Raw genomic sequence first — 3037 nt, 5'->3', positions numbered from 1 at the left:
GGTGTGGGTGGGGTTGGTGTGTGTTGTTTGAGAACTGCACAGTGGACGCGAGCATCTTTAATTGTTTGTGAATGTAAGTGTGTAAGAGCACACGGTGGATGCCTTGGCACCAAGAGCCGATGAAGGACGTAGGAGGCTGCGATAAGCCTCGGGGAGCTGCCAACCGAGCTGTGATCCGAGGGTGTCCGAATGGGGGAACCCAGCGCGCGTGATGGCGTGTTACCCACATCTGAATACATAGGGTGTGTGGAGGGAACGCGGGGAAGTGAAACATCTCAGTACCCGCAGGAAGAGAAAACAATAGTGATTCCGTCAGTAGCGGCGAGCGAACGCGGAAGAGGCTAAACCGCATGCGTGTGATACCCGGCAGGGGTTGCGTGTGTGGTGTTGTGGGGCATGATGTCCTGGTTCTGCCGGATCAGGCGCTTGATAGTCCGCGGGTTAGGGGAACGACTTGGAAGGGTCGGCCGTAGAGGGTGAGAGTCCCGTACCTGAAAGCTTTGTGGCTGGGCGATTTGTGTTCCCAAGTAGCAGCGGGCCCGTGAAATCTGCTGTGAATCTGCCGGGACCACCCGGTAAGCCTAAATACTCCTTGGTGACCGATAGCGGATTAGTACCGTGAGGGAATGGTGAAAAGTACCCCGGGAGGGGAGTGAAATAGTACCTGAAACCGTGTGCTTACAATCCGTCAGAGGCTTTCGGGCTGATGGCGTGCCTTTTGAAGAATGAGCCTGCGAGTTAGTGGTATGTCGCGAGGTTAACCCGTGTGGGGAAGCCGTAGCGAAAGCGAGTCCTAATAGGGCGAGTGAGTGGCATGCTCTAGACCCGAAGCGGAGTGATCTACCCATGGCCAGTGTGAAGCGACGGTAAGACGTCGTGGAGGCGCGAACCCACTTAGGTTGAAAACTGAGGGGATGAGTTGTGGGTAGGGGTGAAAGGCCAATCAAACTCCGTGATAGCTGGTTCTCCCCGAAATGCATTTAGGTGCAGCGTCGCATGTTTCACCTCGGAGGTAGAGCTACTGGATGGCCGATGGGCCCTACAAGGTTACTGACGTCAGCCAAACTCCGAATGCCGAGGTGTGAGAGTGCGGCAGTGAGACTGTGGGGGATAAGCTTCATAGTCGAGAGGGAAACAGCCCAGATCGCCGGCTAAGGCCCCTAAGCGTGTACTAAGTGGAAAAGGATGTGGGATCGCTGAGACAGCCAGGAGGTTGGCTTAGAAGCAGCCACCCTTGAAAGAGTGCGTAATAGCTCACTGGTCAAGTGGTCCTGCGCCGACAATTTAGCGGGGCTCAAGTACACCGCCGAAGCCGCGGCACTCACACAATAACCTCCTCCGGGCAGGTGTGTGGGTGGGTAGGGGAGCGTCGTGTGGCCATAGAAGCGTCGGAGTGATCCAGGCGTGGAGGCCACACGAGTGAGAATGCAGGCATGAGTAGCGAATGACGAGTGAGAAACTCGTCCGCCGAATGATCAAGGGTTCCTGGGTCAAGCTAATCTGCCCAGGGTGAGTCGGGACCTAAGGCGAGGCCGACAGGCGTAGTCGATGGACAACGGGTTGATATTCCCGTACCCGTGTATGCGCGCCCATGGTGAATCAGTGATACTAACCGCCCTGAATGGCCTGGAGCATCCTTCGGGATGACGTGGTCTGGATGCGCGGGACCTGATCTGGTAGTAGCCAAGCGATGGGGTGACGCAGGAAGGTAGCTGGGCCAGTCAGTGGTTGTACTGGTGTAAGAGTGTAGGCCGTGACATAGGCAAATCCGTGTCACATGAAGGCTGAGACTTGATGCGTACCCGTTGTGGGGAATTCAGTGATCCTATGCTGCCGAGAAAAGCCTCTAGTGAGTTCATACACGGCCCGTACCCCAAACCGACACAGGTGATCAGGTAGAGAATACCAAGGCGATCGAGAGAACTGTGGTTAAGGAACTCGGCAAAATACCCCCGTAACTTCGGGAGAAGGGGGGCCATGCCCGGTGAACACCTTCACGGTGGGAGCTGGGTGTGGTCGCAGAGACCAGAGAGAAGCGACTGTTTACTAAAAACACAGGTCCGTGCGAAGACGTAAGTCGATGTATACGGACTGACGCCTGCCCGGTGCTGGAAGGTTAAGAGGACCGGTTAGCCGCAAGGCGAAGCTGAGAATTTAAGCCCCAGTAAACGGCGGTGGTAACTATAACCATCCTAAGGTAGCGAAATTCCTTGTCGGGTAAGTTCCGACCTGCACGAATGGCGTAACGACTTCTCTGCTGTCTCGACCACAGACTCGGCGAAATTGCATTACGAGTAAAGATGCTCGTTACGCGCGGCAGGACGAAAAGACCCCGGGACCTTTACTATAGCTTGGTATTGGCGTTCGATTCGGTTTGTGTAGGATAGGTGGGAGACTGTGAAGCATGCACGCCAGTGTGTGTGGAGTCGTTGTTGAAATACCACTCTGATCGTATTGGACGTCTAACCTCGGCCCATGATCTGGGTTAGGGACAGTGCCTGGTGGGTAGTTTAACTGGGGCGGTTGCCTCCCAAAGAGTAACGGAGGCGCCCAAAGGTTCCCTCAGCCTGGATGGCAATCAGGTGTTGAGTGCAAGTGCACAAGGGAGCTTGACTGTGAGACTGACACGTCGAGCAGGGACGAAAGTCGGGACTAGTGATCCGGCACCGGCAAGTGGAAGCGGTGTCGCTCAACGGATAAAAGGTACCCCGGGGATAACAGGCTGATCTTCCCCAAGAGTCCATATCGACGGGATGGTTTGGCACCTCGATGTCGGCTCGTCGCATCCTGGGGCTGGAGTAGGTCCCAAGGGTTGGGCTGTTCGCCCATTAAAGCGGCACGCGAGCTGGGTTTAGAACGTCGTGAGACAGTTCGGTCTCTATCCGCCGCGCGCGTAAGAAACTTGAGGAAGGCTGTCCCTAGTACGAGAGGACCGGGACGGACGAACCTCTGGTGTGCCAGTTGTTCCACCAGGAGCATCGCTGGTTAGCTACGTTCGGAAGGGATAACCGCTGAAAGCATCTAAGCGGGAAGCCTG

General features: G+C 55.9%; 1 rRNA gene. It reads left to right on the top strand.

From position 1 onward, the window contains the following. Positions 1-71: 71 nt before the first annotated feature. Positions 72-3037, top strand: a 23S ribosomal RNA gene (locus CEY15_RS17595); the annotation flags it as partial.

This window comes from Dietzia natronolimnaea, assembly GCF_002289575.1.
GTDB lineage: Bacteria > Actinomycetota > Actinomycetes > Mycobacteriales > Mycobacteriaceae > Dietzia > Dietzia natronolimnaea_A.
The sequence above is the reverse complement of the archived record's forward strand: the minus strand, read 5'-3'. Positions and strand labels throughout refer to the sequence as shown.